This is a genomic window from Nocardia sp. NPDC059691 (genome assembly GCF_042733915.1).
Classification (GTDB): Bacteria; Actinomycetota; Actinomycetes; order Mycobacteriales; family Mycobacteriaceae; genus Nocardia; species Nocardia sichangensis.
On the sequence record NZ_JBHWFB010000001.1, the window covers coordinates 120,275 to 140,452 of the forward strand.

The 20,178-nt window shown below is 69.5% G+C and carries 18 protein-coding genes; 10 read left to right on the forward strand and 8 right to left on the reverse strand.

All coding sequences use genetic code 11. The features are described 5' to 3' along the window. Positions 1 to 21: 21 nt before the first annotated feature. On the reverse strand, positions 22 to 471 hold the full coding sequence (locus ACFV2O_RS00625; protein WP_355071558.1) for a hypothetical protein: 450 nt from the start codon (positions 469 to 471) through the stop codon (positions 22 to 24). Positions 472 to 849: 378 nt separating this feature from the next. Between ACFV2O_RS00625 and ACFV2O_RS00630 the strand changes: the two genes are divergently transcribed. Then, a complete protein-coding gene (locus ACFV2O_RS00630; RefSeq protein WP_356962821.1) occupies positions 850 to 2,313 on the forward strand; it encodes an FAD-dependent oxidoreductase in 1,464 nt (487 codons plus the stop codon). A gap of 84 nt (positions 2,314 to 2,397) precedes the next feature. Further along, positions 2,398 to 3,273 carry an amidohydrolase family protein gene (locus tag ACFV2O_RS00635; protein WP_356962822.1) on the forward strand — a complete coding sequence of 292 codons (876 nt, stop codon included), beginning with the start codon at positions 2,398 to 2,400 and terminating at the stop codon, positions 3,271 to 3,273. A gap of 3 nt (positions 3,274 to 3,276) precedes the next feature. Here the strand turns inward: ACFV2O_RS00635 and ACFV2O_RS00640 are convergent, their stop codons facing one another. After that, a complete protein-coding gene (locus ACFV2O_RS00640; RefSeq protein WP_355071554.1) occupies positions 3,277 to 3,774 on the reverse strand; it encodes a DUF456 domain-containing protein in 498 nt (165 codons plus the stop codon). Positions 3,775 to 3,966: 192 nt separating this feature from the next. Between ACFV2O_RS00640 and ACFV2O_RS00645 the strand changes: the two genes are divergently transcribed. Then, positions 3,967 to 5,064, forward strand: a complete 1,098-nt coding sequence (locus ACFV2O_RS00645; RefSeq protein ID WP_355071553.1) for a CaiB/BaiF CoA-transferase family protein — start codon at positions 3,967 to 3,969, stop codon at positions 5,062 to 5,064. 314 nt (positions 5,065 to 5,378) lie between these two features. Here the strand turns inward: ACFV2O_RS00645 and ACFV2O_RS00650 are convergent, their stop codons facing one another. Then, positions 5,379 to 6,884 carry a PLP-dependent aminotransferase family protein gene (locus tag ACFV2O_RS00650; protein WP_379249151.1) on the reverse strand — a complete coding sequence of 502 codons (1,506 nt, stop codon included), beginning with the start codon at positions 6,882 to 6,884 and terminating at the stop codon, positions 5,379 to 5,381. 63 nt (positions 6,885 to 6,947) lie between these two features. Here ACFV2O_RS00650 and ACFV2O_RS00655 point away from each other — a divergent pair, with 63 nt between their 5' ends. The 3 genes from ACFV2O_RS00655 to ACFV2O_RS00665 all read left to right on the forward strand — a co-directional run bounded on the left by ACFV2O_RS00655 (position 6,948) and on the right by ACFV2O_RS00665 (position 8,368). Beyond that, positions 6,948 to 7,280: a hypothetical protein gene (locus ACFV2O_RS00655; protein WP_379249153.1), complete on the forward strand. Its 333-nt coding sequence runs from the start codon at positions 6,948 to 6,950 to the stop codon at positions 7,278 to 7,280. Then, positions 7,273 to 7,908 carry a methylated-DNA--[protein]-cysteine S-methyltransferase gene (locus tag ACFV2O_RS00660; RefSeq protein ID WP_379249155.1) on the forward strand — a complete coding sequence of 212 codons (636 nt, stop codon included), beginning with the start codon at positions 7,273 to 7,275 and terminating at the stop codon, positions 7,906 to 7,908. The genes ACFV2O_RS00655 and ACFV2O_RS00660 overlap by 8 nt, the downstream gene beginning before the upstream one ends. A gap of 163 nt (positions 7,909 to 8,071) precedes the next feature. After that, a complete protein-coding gene (locus ACFV2O_RS00665; protein ID WP_379249157.1) occupies positions 8,072 to 8,368 on the forward strand; it encodes an alpha/beta fold hydrolase in 297 nt (98 codons plus the stop codon). Here the strand turns inward: ACFV2O_RS00665 and ACFV2O_RS00670 are convergent. From ACFV2O_RS00670 to ACFV2O_RS00680, 3 genes are all read right to left on the reverse strand, one after another. Continuing rightward, positions 8,322 to 8,606, reverse strand: coding sequence for a hypothetical protein (locus ACFV2O_RS00670; protein WP_379249159.1), 285 nt, complete (start codon positions 8,604 to 8,606; stop codon positions 8,322 to 8,324). The genes ACFV2O_RS00665 and ACFV2O_RS00670 overlap by 47 nt on opposite strands. Beyond that, complete coding sequence (locus tag ACFV2O_RS00675) at positions 8,603 to 11,209, reverse strand: LuxR C-terminal-related transcriptional regulator (protein WP_379249161.1); 2,607 nt, start codon at positions 11,207 to 11,209, stop codon at positions 8,603 to 8,605. The genes ACFV2O_RS00670 and ACFV2O_RS00675 overlap by 4 nt, the downstream gene beginning before the upstream one ends. Positions 11,210 to 11,325: 116 nt before the next feature. Beyond that, complete coding sequence (locus ACFV2O_RS00680; RefSeq protein ID WP_379249163.1) at positions 11,326 to 12,615, reverse strand: adenylosuccinate synthase; 1,290 nt, start codon at positions 12,613 to 12,615, stop codon at positions 11,326 to 11,328. Positions 12,616 to 12,898: 283 nt separating this feature from the next. Here ACFV2O_RS00680 and ACFV2O_RS00685 point away from each other — a divergent pair, with 283 nt between their 5' ends. Continuing rightward, complete coding sequence (locus ACFV2O_RS00685) at positions 12,899 to 13,558, forward strand: hypothetical protein (protein ID WP_379249165.1); 660 nt, start codon at positions 12,899 to 12,901, stop codon at positions 13,556 to 13,558. After that, a complete protein-coding gene (locus tag ACFV2O_RS00690) occupies positions 13,555 to 14,331 on the forward strand; it encodes a site-2 protease family protein (protein ID WP_356962829.1) in 777 nt (258 codons plus the stop codon). Before ACFV2O_RS00685 ends, ACFV2O_RS00690 begins: the two co-directional genes overlap by 4 nt. A 310-nt stretch (positions 14,332 to 14,641) precedes the next feature. Here the strand turns inward: ACFV2O_RS00690 and ACFV2O_RS00695 are convergent, their stop codons facing one another. Further along, positions 14,642 to 15,778, reverse strand: coding sequence for an aromatic acid exporter family protein (locus ACFV2O_RS00695; RefSeq protein ID WP_379250088.1), 1,137 nt, complete (start codon positions 15,776 to 15,778; stop codon positions 14,642 to 14,644). 72 nt (positions 15,779 to 15,850) lie between these two features. Then, entirely contained in the window at positions 15,851 to 16,294 is a 444-nt protein-coding gene (locus tag ACFV2O_RS00700) for a DUF3151 domain-containing protein (RefSeq protein WP_379249167.1), read from the reverse strand. Between the two features lie 1,482 nt (positions 16,295 to 17,776). Between ACFV2O_RS00700 and ACFV2O_RS00705 the strand changes: the two genes are divergently transcribed. After that, positions 17,777 to 19,012 (forward strand): hypothetical protein, encoded by a 1,236-nt coding sequence (locus ACFV2O_RS00705; protein WP_379249169.1) that lies wholly within the window; start codon positions 17,777 to 17,779, stop codon positions 19,010 to 19,012. A gap of 98 nt (positions 19,013 to 19,110) precedes the next feature. Then, positions 19,111 to 20,172, forward strand: coding sequence for a fused (3R)-hydroxyacyl-ACP dehydratase subunits HadA/HadB (locus ACFV2O_RS00710; protein WP_379249171.1), 1,062 nt, complete (start codon positions 19,111 to 19,113; stop codon positions 20,170 to 20,172). Positions 20,173 to 20,178 lie beyond the last annotated feature (6 nt).

Consider the following 20,178-nt stretch of genomic DNA (forward strand, 5'->3'; position numbering starts at 1 on the left):
TGACGCACCCTGCGCGAACGCTCAGGTGCATACCAGCCACTTGTCGCCGGATCTGGCGAGAATCCAGGTCGTCGTCTTCTCCTGCCCGTCCACCTTCGTGGTGACGGTCGCCTTGCCCCGGTCGCCGTCCACCATGGGCGGGTCGATTTTCGTGATCTCGACGGGCTTTCCGGCGCCGTCCTGGCCCGCCAGCGGTGAGTGGGCGGCGTCGAAGCCCTGGCACGCGGTGCCGGGCGGCGGCACGGCGTCGCTGCGGTTGGCACCGTCGACGAAGTTTCGGACGGCCGCCGTGATGCGGTCGGCGTCTGTGACATTTTTCTCAGCGGGTGACAGCACACCGCCGAGCACGATCGCGATCAGCACGATCGCCGCGACCACCGCGGCGGCGACGAACGGGACCACCGAGCGTTTATCGGTCTGATCGACCCGGATGATCTCGTCCTCGCCCGCGGTCGGCTGCTGTTCGGTCATGGCTCGATGATCCCTGGTCGGCGCCGGTATCGAGCGCTCGACCCCGGGCAATACACCGGCGCGGCGCCGACCAGGGGCGAGCGGCGGCGATAGACCGCGCGCGAGCGGGTAAGCGGCAATCGTGGCTGTCGATGGCATCCGTCGAGTTCACGCACCGACGCGGGGCGGCGTCGGCCATCCCGATAGAATCGCGGGACGGCGGCCTGCTGTCATAGCGAATCGGCAGCTCTACGCCGCGGCGAACGGAGCACCGTGCAGCCACGAGCCGGCGACGCCGGCGTCCGCACCGGACGGGTGCGACCGAGCCGGTGCGTCAACTTAGCCTAAGCTAAGCCCGACGTCATTAATTGTTTCGACCATAAAGGTGCGCGTAAAGAGATGACCGAACAGAGTGCAGTAGAGGATGGCGGTGTCCGCGAGCCCTCCGTGGTGACGCAGGCTTCCTCCTCCGGGCCTGACGCGCACACCGCGAAGACCCGCCCGCTCCGCATCGCGATCGTGGGCGCCGGACCGGCCGGGATCTACGCCGCCGACGCCTTGATGAAGTCCGATGCCGAGGTGTCGATCGACCTCTACGAGCGCATGCCCGCGCCGTTCGGCCTGATCCGCTACGGCGTCGCACCCGATCACCCCCGCATCAAGGGCATCATCACCGCCCTGCACAAGGTCCTCGACAAGCCGCAGGTGCGCCTGCTCGGCAACATCGACTACGGCACCGACATCACCCTCGACGACCTGCGGGCCTTCTACGACGCGGTGATCTTCTCCACCGGCGCCAACGCCGACCGCGCCCTGCCCATCCCCGGCATCGACCTCGACGGCTCCTACGGCGCCGCCGACTTCGTCTCCTGGTACGACGGCCACCCCGACGTCCCCCGCACCTGGCCGCTGGAGGCGGAGAAGGTCGCCGTCCTCGGCGTCGGCAACGTCGCCCTCGACGTCGCCCGCGTGCTGGCCAAGACCGGCGACGAACTGCTGCCGACCGAGATCCCGCCGAACGTCTACAAGGGCCTGGTGGCCAACAAGGCCGTCGAGGTGCACGTCTTCGGCCGCCGCGGTCCCGCGCAGGCCAAGTTCACCCCGCTGGAACTGCGCGAGCTCGACCATTCGCCCACGATCGAGGTCATCGTCGACCCAGAGGACATCGACTACGACGAAGGCTCCGAAGCCGCGCGCCGTCACTCCAAGCAGGTCGACATGGTCGCCAACACGCTCGAGCAGTGGGCCATCCGCGACGCGGGCGACCGGCCGCACAAGCTGTTCCTGCACTTCTTCGAATCCCCCGCCGAGATTCTCGGCGAGAACGGCAAGGTCGTCGGCCTGCGCACCGAGCGCACCGAGCTCGACGGCACCGGCAACGTCAAGGGCACCGGCGTGTTCAAGGACTGGGACGTGCAGGCGGTGTACCGCGCCGTCGGCTACCTGTCGCAGAACCTGACCAACCTGCCGTTCGACGACCAGGCCGGCACCGTGCCGAACGAAGCGGGCCGCGTGCTCGTCGACGAGAACGCCGACGGCGCCGCGCGCTACCTGCCCGCCACCTACGTCACCGGCTGGATCAAGCGCGGCCCGGTCGGCCTGATCGGCCACACCAAGGGCGACGCCAACGAGACCATCGCCTGCCTGCTGGACGACGCTCCCGGCTTCACCCCGGCCGAGCGGCCCGACCCCGAGGCCGTCATCGAGTTCCTCGAAGGCAAGGGCATCCCGTTCACCACCTGGGCGGGTTGGTACCGCCTCGACGCGCACGAACGCTCCCTCGGTGAGCCGGAGGGCCGCGAGCGCGTCAAGGTCGTCGAACGCGAGGACATGCTGCGCGCCAGCGAACCCCACAAGGTCTGATCACCCCGCAGTGACCCCCTCCGCCGCCATCGCGACACCCCTGCTGTGGCAGCGGAAAATTCGACCCTGAGGCATTCTGTACAAGTGTTCGATGCCCACCTGCACATTTTCGACCCGCGGTTTCCGCTGGCCGAGAACGAGGGCTACCTGCCCGACCCGTTCACCATCGCCGATTACCGGAAGCGCATGGCGCGCTACGACGTCAGCGGCGGCGCCGTGGTCAGCGGGTCGTTCCAGGGCACGGACCAGACCTACCTGAAGGCCGCCCTCGCCGAACTCGGCGAGGGCTGGGTCGGCGTCACCCGGCTCGATCTCGACGCCTCCGACGAGGAGATCCTCGAACTGGACCGGATCGGTGTGCGCGCACTGCGTTTCAACCTCAAGCGCGCGGCCACCGACATCGCCGGAATGACGTTGCAGGCGCTGCGCGCGTACGAGCTGGCCGGCTGGCACGTCGAGGTCTACATCGACGGCACGATGCTGGCCTCGTTGCAACCGGTCATCTCCAAGCTGCCCGCGCTGTCGGTCGACCATCTGGGCATGTCCGCCGAAGGGCTGCCCTTCCTGCTGGACCTGGTCGACCGCGGAGCCAAGGTCAAGGCGACCGGTTTCGGCCGGGTCGCGATGAACGTCGCCGACACGCTGCGCCGCGTGCACGCGGTGAATCCGGAAGCCCTCATGTTCGGCACCGATCTGCCCGGTACCCGAGCCGGACGTCCGTTCCGGGACTCGGACGTGGATCTGCTCTGCGACGTGGTGGGCACCGACATGCACGCGGTGCTGGAGGACAACGCGCGCGCGTTCTATCGGCTCCCGGCCCGCGAGCGCGTCGTCCGCGAGGAACCGGCCCCCACGCTGCCGCTGTACCGGCCCGAACCGCCGACCCTCCGGCTGCGCCGCGACGAACTCCCGGGAAGCCGCGCGGGCGACACGATCCCGTTCCCCGCCATCGATAGGTAGCGCTCAGACGGCGAACACACCGGCGAGCCACACACCGGTGGCAAGCAACGCGCCGAAGAGTTCGATCAGGATGGACAGTCCGACGCCCTTCAACGCGTGCACGGTCGCCTGCCACGCCTGCCGGTTGACGCGCAGCCGCTGGAGTTCCCAAAGATAAACGCCGAGAACGAAGCCCACGAACAGGCCGATCACCGGAATCACGAAGAAGCCGATGACGCCGAGTATCGCGCCGAGCAGGACAGCGCGATTGGACACTCCCGCGTCCTTCATCCTGCGCCCCGGCCAGGTGTATTTGACGACGCCGGAGAGCACCAGCAGCACCGTGCTGATCGCGAAAACCGTCCAGGCCGTGGCGCCCCCGGTGAGAAAGGCCCAGACGGCGATGGCCGCGAAGATCAAGATGACGCCCGGCAGGATCGGCACGACGATGCCGACCAGACCGACCAGAATCGCGAGACCGGCGAGAAGGTTGTACCACCCCTGATCAGACAGCGCTTGCACACGTGCAGCCTAGGACCGGGCGACCGAACGGGCGACTCGTCGTCGAACCCGTCGTCCATCCGTCGTCCGGGTATGCCCCCGGCTCCGGCCCCGACTTTATTGTCATACTGTCAATACAACCCTCCCGGCCGCCGTACGGGAGGACGCGCCGGACCGCCGGTGCGCTGGATCAACGACGAACCGAGGTAGGGCGTGAGCACTCCATCCACCGCCAAGCAGGGCCCGCTCGCGGGCATCAAGGTCATCGAGCTGGCCGGGATCGGTCCCGGTCCGCACGCCGCGCTGCTGCTCGCCGATCTGGGCGCCGACGTGGTGCGGGTGCAGCGCGCGGGCCAGCTGCCGGGCGGGTTCGACCGTCCGCAGCTGCGCGGCCGGACGATCGTCGAGGCCAATCTCAAGGACCCCGCCGACATCGAGAAGGTCCTCGGCCTCGTCGAGAAGGCGGACGTGCTGATCGAAGGCTTCCGCCCCGGCGTCACCGAGCGGCTCGGCATCGGCCCGGACGACGCGCTCGCCCGCAACCCGCGCCTGGTCTACGGACGGATGACCGGCTGGGGTCAGGAAGGCCCGCTGGCCGATCGCGCCGGACACGACATCAACTACATCTCCATCACCGGCGTGCTGCACGCCATCGGCCGCAAAGGCGAACGCCCGGTCCCGCCGCTGAACATGGTGGGCGATTTCGGCGGCGGCTCGATGTTCCTGGTGTTCGGCATCCTCGCCGCGCTGGTCGAGCGGCAGCAGTCCGGCAAGGGCCAGGTGATCGACGCGGCCATGGTCGATGGCGCCCTTGCCCTTTCGCACATGATCTGGGGCATGCGCGGCGCGGGCGCCTGGTCCGATGAGCGTGGCGTGAACCTGCTCGACACCGGAATGTCGTTCTACGACACCTACGAAACCTCCGACGGCAAGTACATGGCGGTCGGCGCGATCGAACCGCAGTTCTACGCCCAGTTGCTCGCCGGACTGGAGATCGAGGCGGACGGCCTGCCCTTCCAGCTCGACCCCGCCGGTCAGGAAACGCTGAAAAAGCTTTTCGCCGAGCGTTTCCGGACCAAGACCCGGGACGAATGGGCCGAGATCTTCGTCGGCACCGACGCGTGCGTCTCTCCCGTGCTGACATTCGACGAGGCGACGCGCAACGAGCACATCGCGGCCCGCGGCTCGCTGCTGGAGCTCGACGACATCACCCAGCACGCCCCCGCGCCGCGATTCTCCCGCACTCCGAACGGGATTCCGACCCCGCCGCCCACCACCGCCACCCCGATCGAGACGGTCTGGGCCGACTGAGCGCCGAGCGGGGTGGCATGGCGCCACCCCGCTTCGCGGCTGATAATTGAAACTTTTAACATACCAACCGGTTCGACAGTTCGGTGCCGGGCCTGCCATACTGTCCGCGAGCAGGTGGCTTTCGAGAATCGCGAACCTCGTCCGGTCCGCTCCTTGACCGCTGCTCGAGCTGGAGGCCTCCGCGCCGTGCGAGCTTCTGCACACCGCCCGAGCACGACGAGGGCCAGCCCCGAGGGGTGGCCGGCCGATCGTGCTCGGCGGTGCTCGGAGGGGACATACCGCCTGCGGAGGCTCTCCCCAGCGACGAAATCGCCTCAGTAGCAGGTCAACGGCGTCAACGGGTCGGCGGCGCGTGGCGTGAGCGCCACATAGGCGGACGCGATGGCCTTGACCGCCAAACGCAATTCGGGTTCCTGGTGGGTGAACGGCAGCCGCAGGAACCGTTCGAACGCGCCTTGCACGCCGAATCGTGGCCCGGCGGCGAGCAATACGCCATGGTTGGGAGCCGTGGCCGCCAGCGCCGTGGAAACCGACGTCGGCAGCTGCGCCCACACCGACATGCCGCCCGCGCCGACGGTGACGCGCCAGTCCGGCAGTTCCTCGGCGAGCGCGTCGAGCAGCGCGGCACGCTGCGAACGCAACTGGTCCCGGCGGCGGTCGAGGATCACCTCCGCGTGCTCGAGCAGGTGCACGGTGGCCAACTGGTCCATGACGGGGGTGCCGAGGTCGACCGTGGAGCGGATGCCGAGCAGCTTGGTGATCAGCGCCTGGTTGGTCCGGATCCAGCCGACGCGCAGACCGCCCCAGAACGATTTCGAGGCCGACCCGATGGTCACGATCTCGGATCCTCTGGCGAAAGCGGCGACCGGCGGCGGCGGGTCGTCCGCACCGAGCCCGAGATCCGCCATGGACTCGTCGATCACGATGGTCATCCTGGTATCCCTGGCGATGGCGGCCAGTTCGGCGCGGCCGTCGGCGTCGAGCAGCAGGCCGGTCGGGTTGTTGTAGTCCGGCACCAGATAGGCCAGGCTGGCCGCGGTCTGCCGCGCGGCACTGCGGACGCCGTCGAGATCCCAGCCGCCCGCCGGGTCCTCCGGGCGCAGCGGCACCGGCACCGGCCTGGCGCCGACGTCGCGGATCGCCTCGATGGCGTTCGGGTAGGTCGGGTGGTCGATGAGCACGCGGGCCGCGGGCGCGGTGAGCACGTTCAGCAGCAGGCGCAAGCCGTGCTGAGCGCCGAGGGTGACCAGGATCTGATCGGGCTCGGTCGGCAGCCCGCGCGCGGTGTAGCGGCGGGCGATCGCCTCACGGAGTGCCAGCACACCGACCGGGTCCATGCCGTGCGTGCCGAGGTAGGCGGGAATGCCCTCCAGGGCAGCCGAATACGCGTCCTGCATCTCCAGCGGGGCGGCCATGGCGGCATAGGTCATGTCGACGGTGGGCAGTTCGGGCGAGCCCATCATGGCCAGGATGCTCCGCGCAGGCTTGACGCCGTCGTGCTGCACGTCGCGGGGCAGGGCCACCGTGCTGCGCGAGCCCTGGCGGCTGATCAGGTAGCCGTGCTCGCGCAACAGCGCGTAGGTGGAGGTGATGGTGGTGCGACTGACCCCGAGGGTGCAGGCGAGATCCCGTTCGCTGGGCAAGGCGACACCCAGCGGCGCGCGCCCGTCGTGGATCAGCAGCCGGATTCCTTCGGCGAGCGCCAAGTAGGCCGGGCGGGTGGAGCGCCGCCCGGCCGAATCCGGATCGCCGTCGTGCGCGTGCCGCCAATGGCCCAGATCGCGAGCCAGGCTGCCCGCGCCGATCACTCTTGTCGCCATACGGTCCAGTATCGGCCGATTGGATATTTATTGGCAAGGCCAGTGGCGCGCACCCTGACGGACATGATGCTCGCCACCCTGCTCCTGACCGCCTTGCTCGGCTGCCTGATCTACCGATTCGCGCCGGAACGCGACACGCGCACCTTTCGCCTCGAACGCTTCCACCCCGCTACACCGATGTCGGACCAGCCCCTCACTTACTACGACCACCAGCGCCGATACTCCGATCTCGCGGCGATCTACGGCCGCGGCGACGTGCCGGACCCGGACCTGCCCAGTGGCGCGAACCAGCCGGGAGCGAGTCGGGGTCACGGCTCATCGAAGGCCAGTTCCGGAAAACTGGCCTTCTCATTGCAAACTTGTCGGTCCCGCGGTGCAGACTTGCCTCATGAGTGACGCCACTCGCCTCGCCACCGATCGTCCGGCGACCGAGGCCGCCGAGCCCGTGGCCTCCGGCCCGACCGCACCGGACCGCCCGATCGTGGCGACGCTGTTCGACACCGCGATCGGCTGCTGCGCGATCGCCTGGAGCGAGCGCGGCGTGTTCCGATTCCAACTCCCCGAGGCGAGCCCGGCGGCCACCCGCGCGCGCATCACGCGCGGCCGCGCGGGGCACCCGAGCGAGCAGATCCACGAACAGGCGCCCACCGAGGTCGTGGCCGAGGCCATCGCGGGCATCCGCGCCCACCTCGCGGGCGAACTGGACGACCTGCGCTGGATCGCCGTGGATACCAGCGGAATTCCGGAGTTCCACCGCGCCGTCTACGCCGTCACGCGCGCCATCGACCCGGGCCACACCCTCAGCTACGGCCAGGTCGCCGACCGCGTAGGCGCGCCAGGCGCCGCCCAGGCGGTCGGACAAGCATTGGGCCGCAACCCGATTCCCCTGATCATCCCTTGCCACCGCGTACTGGCCGCCGACCACGCTTTGCACGGCTTCTCCGCCCCCGGCGGCATCGACACCAAGCAGCGCCTGCTGACCATCGAGCGCACACCTGGATTCGGCGAGCCCACCTTGTTCTGAACGACCAGCACCGACCACTGCGTCCTGTTCTCGGAGTCATGGATACGGCACGTCCGATGAATTCGTGTACTTCGCTTCACCCCTCTGAGCGAGACATCGGCAGCACCCGCCGATCCAGAGCGAAAGCGCCACCACTCCCTCCACCACACACGACTGGGCTGTGATGCGCGATTTCATGCGCGGCGAGACGCTGCGGCCCGAGGACTGGTCCGGCATTCCCACTCTGGTGACCGCAGGCGGCAAATCCGACGCACTGCTCCGGAAGGGAGCCCGCGCCATCGCCGCGGTACTTCCCGACGCCGTTTTCCGGGAGATTCTCCGGCTCGGCCATCATCCGAACATCGGGTTGCTCGCCCCCGTCGCCGGTTCGTTCCGCACCGGCGCCGATCAGCCCGCCGGCTACTACGCGCGGCTCAGCGCAAGGGATGCGCGCGGAAGAATTCGCACGCGTCCCCGGTGATGTAGCCGTCCTCGCAGCCGAAGTACGTCTGGATGCAGGCGTTCGTCGAGCAGCCGAGTTCGATCAATTTCTGCCTGATCCGGGCGTTGCGCTCCTGCGTCGTCTCGGTCTTCGTCGCCACTGTCGCCGAGGGACGCGCGGAACTGGTGACCGGTTGCGGCTGTCCGTCCGAGCACCCGGCGGCCAAGACCAGAGCCGCCGCCGTGGCAGCGATCACCGCGGCCGCTCGCAGCGTCATTTTCCGCTCCCGGACTCTCCGCGCATCAGCGCGCCCAGGGACTCGCGATCGGTCACGTCCATCTTGATGCAGGCCCGGTAGAGATGGCCTTCGACGGTGCGCACCGAGACGGTGAGCCGGTCGGCGATCTGCCGGTTGGACAGGCCCGCGGCGACGAGGTTGGCGATCTCCCGTTCCCGCGCGGTCAAGGGCAAGGGTTGTGCGGCCTGCCGCAGCGCGGGGGTGCTCGCTCCGCCGCAGGCGGCGGCGAGCCGGTTGGCGGTGGCGGCGGACTCCAGCAACTTGCGCCGATCCCCGGCTCGCTCGTGGGCCGAGGCGGCCTGCGCCGCGGCGTCGGCGGCCGACAACAGCGCGCCGATGCGCTCGAATTCGGCGGCGACCGAGTCCAGCCCGGGTCCGTCGTGGTCGGCGAGCGCCACCGCGTGCCGAGCCTGCGCCTGTACCAGCCGTCCTTCCACTCGCTCGGCCAGTTCCGCCAGTCGTCCGGAGACGGAATGGTCGCCGAAGCGGGCCGCGGTGTGCAGCGCCATGGCCTCGATGGCGTGCTGATGCGAGCGTGCGGCCGCGTCGGCGGCGCCCACCGCGATGCGGATGGCAGGCGTGACGGTTCCTTCGGCGGCGGCCAGCCAAGCGCGCGCCACTTCCAGCTGCGGTTCGTACACGGCACTGTGCCTGCCGCCCCGCGCGGTGGCGTGCGCGATCGACTCGGAGGCGTCGCCGGCCCGCCCGAGCGCCGAATACGCCTCCGCCAGACGGATTCGCGCGGGGAACATCCACGCGGCCGCGCCCTCCGCGGCCAATGCGGCCAGCGCCTGTTCCAGATTCTCGATGCCGTCCAGGAACCGGCCCTGCGCCACATCGACGGTCCCTTGCAGGATCTTCGACATGCCCCAGGCCAGATACTGGCCCGGCGAGGAGTAGCCGACGAATGCCCCGGCGCAGCGCCGCGCGGCCTCCAGATCGCCGGCGAAGGTCAGGGCGAGCACCTCGGCGTGCGTGGACATGAAGCGGTTGAGTCCGTCGATGTGCGCTTCCACCTCGTGCCCACGGGCCGCGTACTGCCTGGCCGCCTCCCCCTTGCCCATCAACGCCGACGCCAGGCCGCCGCCGAACGACGCCCACCACACCGCCCACGGCGGTGCGCCGTCGGCGGACATCACCGTCTCCGCCTCGGCGATCGCGTCGTCGACCCGGTTCTCGTTGACCAGACTCGCCGACGCCAGGCCGGTGAAGATGGCCGCGATCTTCGGATGCCGCACCTTCGCGCGCACCAGCTTCAGCACCTCGTCGGCGCGATCGGCATCGCCCATGGCCCACAACAGGTTCGCCACCCTGGTGCTGCCCCAGCGCGCCAGCTGCACCTCGTCGAGTTGGTCGGGGTCGAAGCTGGCGAGGGTGCGCTCGGCCTCGATCCGGTGCCCCTGCCACAGCAGGGCGCGCGCCAGCAGGTCGGCGGCCTCCACGCCGCCGCGCCGCTCCACCGCTGCGCGGGCGAAGCGCTCGCCCAGCGGCAGATTCGCCAATCCGATCGCGTCGGCCGCCGCCGCCTCGAACAATTCCAGATCCGCGGATTTATCACTGTCCAGCGCCAATTCGGCCAGGCGGATGCGGTCGGCGGCGGAGTTTATCCGGCGGTCCTTGAGCGACGAATACAACCTGCCGCGCAAACGCCGCGCCGAGGCGATGCCGAGCCTGCGGCGGATCACCTCACCGAACAGCGGGTGGTTGTAGCGCACGATCAGATCTTGGGAATTCTCCACCACCCGGATCACCCCGCGCGTTTCGGCGGCTTCCACCGCGTCCTCGCCCGCCAATTCGGCGAGGACGTCGAGATCGATCGGCTCGCAGAAAGTCAGCAGTTCCAGCACCCGCAGCACCGGCTCGGGCAACTGCTCGACGCGGTCCTCCAGCAGCGCGGCCAGCTCCGAGGTCACCGCCGCGCGCCCACGCAGTTGCCACACGCCGTTGACCTGACGCAGCGTGCCCGCCTCCAGCGCACCCTCCACCAAATGCCGCAGGAACAACGCGTTTCCGGCGGAGGACTCCCACATCAGATTGGCGGTGAACCCCTCGAGCTGCCCACCGAGCATCGATTCCACCAGTTCGACGCTCTGGCGCTGGGTGAACGGGCGCAGGTCGATGCGCGTCAGATGGCCGTCTTTCCACAACGAGGTGACCGCGTCCGGCACCGGGACTCCGCTGCGCACGGTGACGACGATGTGGGCGGCTTTGTCGATGGCCAGTTGCAGCAGCAGCGTGGCGGAGAGCTGATCCAGCAGATGCGCGTCGTCGACCCCGATCACCGTGTCCCCGTCGGCGAGCAACGCCTCGCGCGCCGCCGACATGAACGTGACCGGATCGTGCGCCGTATAGACGCCGACCATATGCGCGAACACCCCCAGCGGAATGCTGCGCGCCGACTCGGTGCCCGCCACCCAGCGGACATTGCCGCCGAGCGCGGAGGTGGCATGCCGGGCAAGGGTGGTCTTGCCCACCCCCGCGTCACCGGTCAGTACCACGCCGACGTGCCCCGGACCGGTCAGCGCCGCACGGATCGCCTCGAATTCGCTCTCGCGCTCGATCATCGGCCAGTTCCGAGCCATGCTCTAACTGTAGTTCTTCACCGATCATGATCGAAGCCGAGCGAGCACGATAGATGTGGCGAATTTCTGGTGATCTTGCCGAATTTCCGCTGGCACGCGCGGAATTCGAACAGGTTCTAGTCGAGTACGTCGTGCCGGACGATGGTCTGATCCCGGCCGGGACCCACGCCGATGCAAGAAATCCTGGCGCCGGACAGCTCCTCCAAACGCAACACGTACGCCTGGGCGTTGGCGGGCAGCTCCTCGAAGGTGCGCGCGCCGGAAATGTCCTCCCACCAACCGGGCATTTGCTCGAAAATCGGCTTCGCGTGATGGAATTCGGTCTGCGTGGTCGGCATCTGCTCGACTCGCTCGCCGTCGACCTCATAGGCGACGCAGATCGGCACCGTCTCGAGACTGGATAGAACGTCCAGTTTGGTGAGGAAGTAGTCGGTGATGCCGTTGACCCGGGTGGCGTAGCGCGCGATCACCGCGTCGAACCAGCCGCAGCGGCGGGCGCGCCCGGTGGTGACACCGACCTCGCCGCCGGTCTTGGCCAGGTAGGCGCCGAACTCGTCGAACAGCTCGGTCGGGAACGGTCCGGAGCCGACCCGGGTGGTGTAGGACTTCAGGATGCCGAGCACCGTGTTGATCTTGTTCGGTCCGATGCCCGCGCCGACCGCCGCGCCGCCCGAGGTCGGGTTCGACGACGTGACGTACGGGTAGGTGCCGTGGTCGACGTCGAGCAAGGTGCCCTGCGAACCCTCCAGCAGCACCGTCTCACCACGCTCGAGCGCGAGGTTCAGCTTCAGCCTGGTGTCGGCGATCCGGTGCTTGAAGCTGTCCGCCTGGGTCAGCACCTCGTCCACCACCTGCTGCGGATCAAGCGCGCGGCGGTTGTAGATCTTGACCAGCACCTGGTTCTTGAACTCGAGCGCCGCCTCGACCTTCTGGGTGAGGATCTTCTCGTCCAGCACGTCCGCGACGCGCACGCCGACGCGCGCCACCTTGTCCTGGTAGCACGGCCCGATCCCGCGGCCGGTGGTGCCGATCTTCTTGTTGCCGAGGAAACGTTCGGTGACCTTATCGATGGCCACGTGATACGGCATGATCAAGTGCGCGTCGGCCGAGAGCAGCAGCCCGGAGGTGTCGACGCCCCGCTGCTCCAGCCCCGCCAGCTCGTCCAGCAACACGCCGGGATCCACGACGACACCGTTGCCGATGACATTCGTCACGCCCGGGGTCAGAATGCCGGAGGGGATCAGGTGCAGGGCGAAGTTGTCGCCGTTGGGCAACACCACGGTGTGACCCGCGTTGTTGCCGCCCTGGTACCGGACCACCCAGTTCACCCGACCACCGAGCAGATCGGTTGCTTTGCCCTTCCCCTCGTCGCCCCACTGGGCGCCGATCAGGACGATTGCCGGCATGGTCGTGTCTCCTACGGTTCGACAGGCAACACTGGTGTGTTGCAGCTACCTGCCGTACTGAGGCGGTGGCCGGAAGCACAGTCTAGCCGACCCGTCCCCGGCGGCATCGCAGCGCATCTCGTCGTAGGCTCGACAACCGTGTGGTCGCGGCCGGGCAGGGCTAAGGTTGCACGGCACGCCGAGCGGCAGCGCGGCGGGCACGGGCGAGCCGCGGCTCGGGTTCGCCCGCCAATGGCGAGGGGCCCGACGGTGTCGGCTCGAACCGAGGAGGGTGTACGGCAGCTTGAGTACCCATGTTCTCCGCTGCGACGGCGCTCCCGTACCCATCGCGCTCGCGGCGCTGCCGACCACCCAGACGGCCGCCATCCCCGATCCCGCCGTGATCGACGAGTTGCTTCCCGTGCTGGCCGCCGACAGCCTGCCACGCCTGATCGTGCTGGGTGAGGACGCCGCGCTGGCCGCGGTGCTCACCCATCTGATGCGCACCGAGCGCCTGCACGTGGAGATCGGGTACGTGCCGGTCGAGAAGACCTACGCCGCACGCGCCTACCAGACCGGCACCGGCAACGCCGCCGCCAAGCGCGCCATCGGAGGCAGCGCCGTCGAGACGCCACTGGTTCGCGACGACACCGGCAAGGTGCTCGCGGGCCGGGCGGTGATCACCGGCATCGGCGGCGAGCGGCTCGAGGGTGAGGCTTATGTCGACGACACCCTGCTGTTCTCCGCTGACGTGACGGCCATGCTCGTCTCGCCGTGCCTCGAACCGCCCGGTGTACGGGCGGCCGTGCGGCGAAGGTTCCGCAAACGGCGCTGGGTCGAGGGGCGAGCGGCGCAGCTCGGCACGCCAGGCGCCATCGTGACCAGGGACGGCGTCCGCGCCGATCGCCCGGTGCCGCGCTCGAGTTTCTACCGCCATCACGAACCCTGGCTGCTGGTGCGATGAGTTTCCCGACCAACCGCCGAGCGCGTGCGGTCCGGCCGAGCCCGGTGTTCCTGCTCGTGGTGGTCGTGACCGCGGTCGGCGGCGCGCTGGCCTGGGACGCCCCGCTGGACTCCACCAGAGCCAAGGCCGGTGTGTTCGTCCTCGTGGTCTTCGGTTGGGTGGTCTCGCTGTGCCTGCACGAGTTCGCGCACGCGTACTCGGCGTGGCGCGCGGGTGACCGGGAAGTGGAATTGCGCGGCTATCTGACGCTCAACCCACTGAAGTACAGCCATCCGCTGCTGTCGATCGTGTTGCCGATGGTGTTCATCGCGCTCGGCGGCATCGGCTTGCCCGGCGGCGCGGTCTACGTGCACACGCACAATGTCGCGCCGCGCACGCAGCGGATCATCAGCGGCGCGGGGCCCGCCGTGAACGCGTTGTGCGCGGTGTTGCTGCTGGCGGCCGTCCGGATCTGGGGCAGCTCGGCCACTCATCCCGCGTTCTGGTTCGGCGTCAGTTTCCTTGCCTTCCTGCAGATCACGGCGACTCTGCTGAATCTGATCCCGCTGCCGGGACTGGACGGCTACGGCATCGTCGAGCCGTCGCTGAGCTACCAGACCCGGCGCTCGCTCGACCAGTTCAAGCCGTTCGGCATGTTGATCCTGTTCGCGCTGCTGTTCACGCCCGCGATCAATCAGGTGTTCTTCGACGCGGTGTACGCGCTGTTCGAACTGTCCGGGGTTCCGTCGAATTGGTCGCGCTACGGCGGCTACCTGACTCGGTTCTGGACCTGATCTCGGCGACTCGCCGTACACGTGGGCGCGGGACCGCCCGGTCGGGTTGCCGGGCGGCCCCGCTTCTTCGCCGCTTCCGATCCGCCCCCCTTCCGGCTGCCACACCCCTTGGCCGGAAGGTCCTTTCGTCCACGTGCGAAGTGGTCGACCGCGATACCCCGCGACTCGCGGTCACATCGCGAAACTACGGCGGGATGACGCGCGGAACCCGAGTAGCGGACTACCCGAAGATCGAACTTCCGGCGCGCCGCACGGGAATCGGACCACGGTGGCAGGCAACAATGTCCGAATACCGCTGAGTAGTAGGGCTTCAGACCTCGGGCCGCACGTAGGGGTTCTTGACCGTCGGCGGCAGCAGGGCAATCGCCGAGATACGTTGCACGCCGCACACCTGCATCAGGTCTACCAGCGTCGAACGCACCTGCGCGAAGACGACGTGCGCCGAAAGGCCCGCGCCGGTTACCAGTTCCGGGCGGGCGCCCTTCGCGACCGAGCGCAGTACGCGGGCCGCCTCGGCGCGGTCGGGTTGGTCGCCGGGGTCGGCCAGCATCATCCGGCGCACCACGTCGACGGCCTGGCCCAGGCGCTCCACCTCGTCGATCAAACCGGGGTCGAGGATTTCGTCGTCGCGCACCAGAGTCAGCGAGCGCCGCAGCAGGACTCGGGTGTTGCGGATGGCGTTGTCCAGCGGATCCGCCGTGGCCCTGATGCGTTCGAGCCGGGGACGGGAGTTCCAGTACAACGGCGAGATCCGGCTGATCTCGCGGCCGCCTTCCAGGGTGGCGCGCAAGGAGTCGATCTGCGGCTGAGTGGCGCGCATCGCGGTGAGCGCGCGGTGCACCTTCTCCGGATCCTGTTCGAGCAGTCCGTCCGCGCATTCGGTGATCGATCTGCCCATCACGGCGAGGATGTCCCCGGCGAGCGTCCGCGCCCTGCGCACGGGATGCAGGGGGATCGCGGCGACCACCACCACGCCGACCAGACCGCCGACCAAGGCGTCGATCATGCGGGAGAGACCGCCGCCCGCCGAGGGCGGCAGCAACGTGGCGACCAGCACGGCGGAGCCCGCCGCCTGCACGGTGATGACCGGACCGCCGTCCAGGAACACCGCCGCGGCCATGGCGACCGCGACCACCAGCGCGATCTGCCATATGCCGGTGCCCGCGTGGGAGATGAACAGATCGCCGATGCCGATGCCGACCGCGACCCCCACCACCAGTTCCACCGAGCGACGCAGCCGCGCGCCGAAGGAGATGCCCATCGACACCACGGCGGCCGTCGGCGCGAAGAACGGCAGCGCGTGGCCGATGACGTGATGCGCGAGGAACCAGGCCAGCGCGGCGCCGACCGAACACTGGATGATCGGCAGCGCCGACCGGCGCAGCCGCGCCCACGAGGTGCGTAGCCTCGCCATGCCACTCGCGCGGGCCACGCCGAACCGGGACATCGGGTCGAACGCACCCGTCACCCGGCCGCTACCTACCATCGAATCGCTACGCGGTGCTCCGATCACTACGACTCAGTCGAGGCCCAGCTCCGCGGCCGCATGGGGGTCGCAGTCTTCCAGCAGGTCGAGGCAGCGAGCGTACTCGTCGGTCTCGCCGATCACCTTGGCGGCGCGGGCCAGCGCGCCGACGCTGCGCAGGAAGCCGCGATTGGGTTCGTGGCTCCACGGCACGGGACCGAAGCCCTTCCAGCCGTTGCGGCGCAGTAGATCGAGGCCGCGGTGGTAGCCGGTGCGGGCGAACGCGTACGCGGCCACGATGTCGTGGTTGACCGCCTCGTCCTGGGCTTCGCCACGAGACAGCGCCGCCTCGGCGAGGTGCGCCCAGGCGATCGAGGCGGCCGGGTGCTCGGCCGCCACCCGCACCGGATCGGCGCCGTCGAGGAGCGCGTCCTCGGCGTCGGAGATTTCTGGTAGCAATACCGGTTGCGGTCCGAGCAGGTCACCGAACGAGGTCATGCGGTTCATTGTGCACCGCACGACGGTTTGCTCGACAGCCGACCGCCTCGCCTCCTCGCGTCACGGCGTAGGCCGAACAAGGAGGTCAGGTGACGGGTCGGCATTCGTTCGGCTCGACGTGGGCTGATGCCGGACCTCGCCGGGCCGCGCCCATTAGGCTGGCCGTCGAGTTCAAACAGTTCCGCTTAGCGAGGGGTGTGCGTGTCCGACCCGAACGACGAGAAGAGCACGGCGCGAGACAGCGCCGGACCGGCCGACGCCGCCGGGGCCGACGCACGCCCCGAGGCCGCCACCGAACGTATCCCCGCCTCGGGCAAGAGCGGTTCCGCTTCGTCGGCTGCCCCCACCGAGCGCATCGCCAAGGCGCAGCGACCGGGTGCGACGCCGCCCGGCGGCGCCGCAGCAGCCGCCTCGGATGCTTCCGCGGCGAGATCGAAGGCTGGCGCGGGCACCGGTAGTCCAGCCCCCGGCGGCCAACCGAAACAGGCTCCCGGTGGCGGTCCGGTCCCCGGGAAGGACGCGAACACGGCCGAGGCGGGCACGAAACCGGCCAACGGTCCAGCGAGCGGTACGAACTCACCGGCTACGAATCCACCGGCTTCCAATGCGAGCGGCTCCGCACCCGCGGGTCCCGCGCCACAGGTTTCGACGCAGTCCGGAGCTTCCGGCGGTCCGAAGACCCCCGGCAACCAGGCGAATGCCACCAACCGGCCCGCAGCCGCGAGCCCCCGAGCGGCCGGGACCCCGGCTGGGTCCAACGCGACCAGTGGGACCAGCGCCGAAACCACACCTGCCGCCGGTCCCTCGAGCGCGGCGAAGGCCGCTGGGGCGGCGTCAGCAGGCGGTACCGGTAAGCCGAACCCTCCTGCTTCTTCCGCGCCGTCCCCGGCGGGGCAACCAGCCGCGAAACCACCTGCGGGGCAAGTTGCAGCCAGCCGGAACACACCGCCGCCCTCCGGCCCGACCGCGTCGAACGCACCCGGCACCAAAGGCACAGCCCCTTCCGGACCAGCGAACACCCCGGCAGGGAAACTCGGCGGCGCACCAGCACCCAATGGCCCGGCCGCATCGAACCCGCCCAGCACCAAAGGCACAGCCCCTTCCGGACCAGCGAACACCCCGGCAGGGAAACTCGGCGGCGCACCATCACCCAATGGCCCGGCCGCATCGAACCCGCCCAGCACCAAAGGCACAGCCCCTTCCGGACCGGCGAACACCCCAGGGAGAACCGGCAGCACACCAACGCCCTCCGCCCCGGCCGCATCGAACGCGCCCGGCACCAAAGGCACAGCTCGTCCCGGACCGGCGAACAGCCCGGCAGGGAAGGTGGGCGGCGCACCGGCACCCTCCGGGCCAGGCACATCCAGCCCACGCCCAGCATCGGGCACCGATGCGGAAACGGCCGCGCCCGAGCGCGAGTCCGCGCCGGAGACCGGCGGTAGCGCCTCGAAGCCTGGTTCCGCTCCGGATCAGTCGCGCACCGTGGTGATCAAACGGGATCAGCTTCCGTCCGGTGCGGCCCCCGCGAGTGGGTCCGCTTCGAAAGACGCACCCGCGCAGCAGGATCGACCAGCGACGGACAAGGCACCCGCCTCCGGCGCGAAGGCAGGACCGGCGGCCGCCTCGAAGAACGCGGCGACGGCCGAGACGACCCCGGGTACGCCGCCCGAGACCGCCGGTGCCTCTACTCCGCCCGGCGGCAAGCCTGAGGCCGAGACCGCCGCGATCCCGGGGGGCGGCGAATCCGCGACCGTCGTGATACGCAAGCCGTCGGCCGGACCGGCTCCCGCGCCGGAGCGGACCGGCGAATCCACCCCGGCCGAGGCGCAGAACCCGCCCGGTTCGGATGACGTAACGATGGCGATGCCGGTGGTCGGCCTGGACGACGCGAAGACCGTCGCGTTGCCCATCCAGCGCCCCGGCGACGGCGGCAGGCCGGGCACCGATCGCGTGGTCACTCCATCGGCGGGTCCGGTACCGGTCACCAAGCCGCCGAGCACGCCTCGTCCGGCTCCCGGTCCCAAACAGCCCGGCCCGCACGGCCCTGCCGCGCCGCCGCAGCACGGACCTGGCGTCGAGGACACCCGCCCGTCGCCGCAGCGTCCCGGCGGCAGACCGCGACAGGTGGCGACCGCGCCGTCCCCCGCGGACGTCCAGCAGACCGTGCCCGCGCAGTCGATGGGGGGTCCGCGTGCGCCGCAGACCCGGCCCGTCGCGCCGCCGCAACGGATCCCCCCTGCTTCGCAGGCCGCCGGTGCGACCGCCACCGATCCCACTCGGCCCGATCGACGGCTGATCGTGCTCGGAGCGGCGGCCGTGGCGGTGATCGCGCTCATCGCGGTGATCGTGTCGCTTGTCACGATGTCCGGCGACGACTCCCCCGAGGCTCAGGTGCGCAGCGCCATCACCAGCTACACCGACGCGCTGAAGAGCGGCGATCTGGACGCGCTCCGCTCCACCACCTGCGGTCCGCTGCACGACTTCTATCAGGGCATTCCGAGCGACCAGTTCGCCGGCGTGCACAAGTTGTCGATGGAACGCAAGAACATCCCGGTGGTGGACAGCATCGACGCCATCCGCATCACCGACGCCACCGCCATCGCCCAGGCCACGGTGTACACCGAGGCCGACCCGGCGAAGCGGTCCGCCCGCACCTTCGACCTGCAGCGCACCGACGACGGATGGAAGGTCTGCGATCCGCCCTCCAGCAGCCAGTAACCACCTGGCAGCGTGATAGCCGCCACGCATCGATGCCGGTCACACACGTCACACTCGCCTGGTCAATGGTCCGGCCCCGCAGTAGCATGGCCCGGATCATGAGCAGGGAGCAGACAATGGCGCGGCCGGATATCGATGTCGTCCCGGTGACGCCGATCGGACAGCGATTCCGGGTGCGTGACCACTACGAGGTCGGCCGGGAGAAAGTCCGGGAGTTCGCCCGCGCGGTACAGAACCACCACGCGGCGCACCAGCACGAAGCCGACGCACGCGCGCTCGGGTATCCCGGCCTCATCGCGCCGCCGACCTTCGCCTCGGTGATCGGGATGACCGGGACCAGGGCGCTGCTCGACACGGTGCTCACCGAGTACGACCTCTCCCAGTTCCTGCAGACCGATCAGGTCTTCGAGATCTACCGGCCGATCCTGGCCGGCGACCGGATGCGCAGCGAGATCGTCATCGAATCGATCCGCCAGTTCGGCGACAACGACTTCATCTTGGTGCGCTTCACGCTGAGCAACCAGCACGGCGAGGTCGCCATCGTCGGGTCGACCACGATCGTCGCGCGCCGCGGAGCCGAGGTCGACGACACGCTCGACGACATCGTCGAGAACGTCATGATGCACGGGCGCCCGGTCGAATCCCGGAGTACCGACCCCGCGCACAACGATGTGCTGGTGTCGCTCGGCGTCAGCCCGTTGGTGGAGCCGGTCGAGCACGAGTCCACGCCCGTGCACACGCTGCTCTCTTTCGACGAGCTCGCTCCAGGCGACCAGCTGCCCGACCGCGCGTTCCAGCTGACCCGCGGCGACCTGGCGAACTACGCGGGCGTGTCCGGCGACGCCAATCCGATCCACTTCAGCGACCACGCCGCACAGCTGGCCGGGCTGCCGACGGTGGTCGCGCACGGCATGCTGACCATGGGCTTGGCGGGTGACTACCTCACCTCGTGGCTGGGCGATCCCACCGCGATCCAGAAGTTCAGCGTGCGCTTCTCCGGCTTCGTTCCGGTTCCCGCCGACACGGCGGGCACGGTGGTGTTCACCGGCCGGATCAAGTCGCTGGACGCCGCCGCGCGCACCGCGACCATCCTGCTCGGCGGCTCGTCCGAGGGTCGCAAGCTGTTCGGTCGCGCCCTGGCCGAGGTCCGGCTCCGCTGACCCGAG

What these genes read in the sequence shown, in the direction of transcription:
- ACFV2O_RS00625 (WP_355071558.1), bottom strand. Translation starts at nt 471, where the DNA reads ATGACCGAACAGCAGCCGACCGCGGGCGAGGACGAGATCATCCGGGTC.
- ACFV2O_RS00630 (WP_356962821.1), top strand. Translation starts at nt 850, where the DNA reads ATGACCGAACAGAGTGCAGTAGAGGATGGCGGTGTCCGCGAGCCCTCC.
- ACFV2O_RS00650 (WP_379249151.1), bottom strand. Translation starts at nt 6,884, where the DNA reads ATGGCGACAAGAGTGATCGGCGCGGGCAGCCTGGCTCGCGATCTGGGC.
- ACFV2O_RS00655 (WP_379249153.1), top strand. Translation starts at nt 6,948, where the DNA reads ATGATGCTCGCCACCCTGCTCCTGACCGCCTTGCTCGGCTGCCTGATC.
- ACFV2O_RS00660 (WP_379249155.1), top strand. Translation starts at nt 7,273, where the DNA reads ATGAGTGACGCCACTCGCCTCGCCACCGATCGTCCGGCGACCGAGGCC.
- ACFV2O_RS00665 (WP_379249157.1), top strand. Translation starts at nt 8,072, where the DNA reads ATGCGCGATTTCATGCGCGGCGAGACGCTGCGGCCCGAGGACTGGTCC.
- ACFV2O_RS00670 (WP_379249159.1), bottom strand. Translation starts at nt 8,606, where the DNA reads ATGACGCTGCGAGCGGCCGCGGTGATCGCTGCCACGGCGGCGGCTCTG.
- ACFV2O_RS00675 (WP_379249161.1), bottom strand. Translation starts at nt 11,209, where the DNA reads ATGGCTCGGAACTGGCCGATGATCGAGCGCGAGAGCGAATTCGAGGCG.
- ACFV2O_RS00680 (WP_379249163.1), bottom strand. Translation starts at nt 12,615, where the DNA reads ATGCCGGCAATCGTCCTGATCGGCGCCCAGTGGGGCGACGAGGGGAAG.
- ACFV2O_RS00690 (WP_356962829.1), top strand. Translation starts at nt 13,555, where the DNA reads ATGAGTTTCCCGACCAACCGCCGAGCGCGTGCGGTCCGGCCGAGCCCG.
- ACFV2O_RS00695 (WP_379250088.1), bottom strand. Translation starts at nt 15,778, where the DNA reads ATGTCCCGGTTCGGCGTGGCCCGCGCGAGTGGCATGGCGAGGCTACGC.
- ACFV2O_RS00700 (WP_379249167.1), bottom strand. Translation starts at nt 16,294, where the DNA reads ATGACCTCGTTCGGTGACCTGCTCGGACCGCAACCGGTATTGCTACCA.
- ACFV2O_RS00710 (WP_379249171.1), top strand. Translation starts at nt 19,111, where the DNA reads ATGAGCAGGGAGCAGACAATGGCGCGGCCGGATATCGATGTCGTCCCG.